This is a genomic window from Corallococcus sp. CA049B (assembly GCF_003611685.1).
In the GTDB taxonomy this organism is placed as follows: domain Bacteria; phylum Myxococcota; class Myxococcia; order Myxococcales; family Myxococcaceae; genus Corallococcus; species Corallococcus coralloides.
Map to the genome: position 1 here is coordinate 1 of NZ_RAWC01000464.1, position 1,094 is coordinate 1,094.

1 protein-coding gene is annotated in these 1,094 nt (G+C 70.4%); it reads right to left on the reverse strand.

Annotation, left to right across the window (positions count from 1 at the left end):
• Nucleotides 1-1,094 (reverse strand): IS66 family transposase (locus D7W82_RS39740; protein WP_147439785.1); only part of this gene is annotated, 1,094 nt, incomplete at both ends.

A 1,094-nucleotide genomic window follows, 5' to 3' on the forward strand; every position in this document is an offset into this window, starting at 1 on the left:
TCACCGATGCGCGAGTGCGGGTGCGTCTGCACGCGCAGCAGCATGTCGGCCAGGTACGTCTCGGGATTGACGCCGTTGGCCTCGCAGGTGGCGACGAGGGCATAGAGGCCGGCGAGATTCGCCCCCGCGGCCTCGTGGCCGACGAAGAGAAAGTTTTTACGACCCAGGGCCGCCTTGCGCAGCGCCGCCTCGGAGCGGTTGTTGTCCAGGGGCAGGCGCGCGTCGGAAGAGAATCGCGTCAGGGCGTCCCACTGCTTCAGCGCGCAGGAAAGGGCCTGGCCCAGAGGCCCCTTGGGCAGGTGGCGCGGGGCCTGGGATTCCATCCACGCACGCAGCGCCGTGAGGACGGGGAGACTCTGCTGCTGGCGCAGCTCGCGGTGCGCGTCCGTGCGCACGATGCCCGCTTCGCGGGCCAGGGCTTCCACGCGGTAGAGGGCGAGGATAAAGTCCAGGGCCTCGCGGGCCTCGGGCGCGATGGGGAGCGCGTCGAAGAAGCGGCGGCGCACGTGAGCCCAGCACCCGACGCGCACGCGGCCTTCGGGCAGCGTCACCGCGTTGTAGCCGGTATAGGCATCCACCACGAGGGCGCCCCGGGTGCCGCCCAGGACTTCCTTCGGCGTCGTGCTGGCCCGGCCGAGGCTGAAGCGGTAGCCCAAGAGCCACTCGCCCGCGTGCGTCTGGGTGAGGAAAGTCCAGAGGTAGCCTTGCTTCGTCTTCTTCACGTCCAGCACGCGCACGGGCGTCTCGTCGGCCCACACCACGTCCGCGGACGCAATGCATTGCAAGAGGTGCTGGGACAGAGGCAGCAGGACGGAGGCGGCCTGGTGGAAGAGGTCCGTCAGGGTGCTGCGACTCATGGGCACGCCACTTCGCTCCACGCGCTGCGCCAGCCGGTGCAGCGGCATGGCGTCCGCGCACTTGGAAACCACCACGTGGGAGAGGAAGCCGGGGCCGTACTCGCCCCGGTCCACCACCCGGGCTGGAGGTGGGGCGGTGACGACGCCCCGGCCGCACGCGCACGCGAGGACTTCCTGCACGTGCACCTGCTTCTCGAAGCGGGCCGGCACGTACTCGTACACCACCGAGGTGCGGCC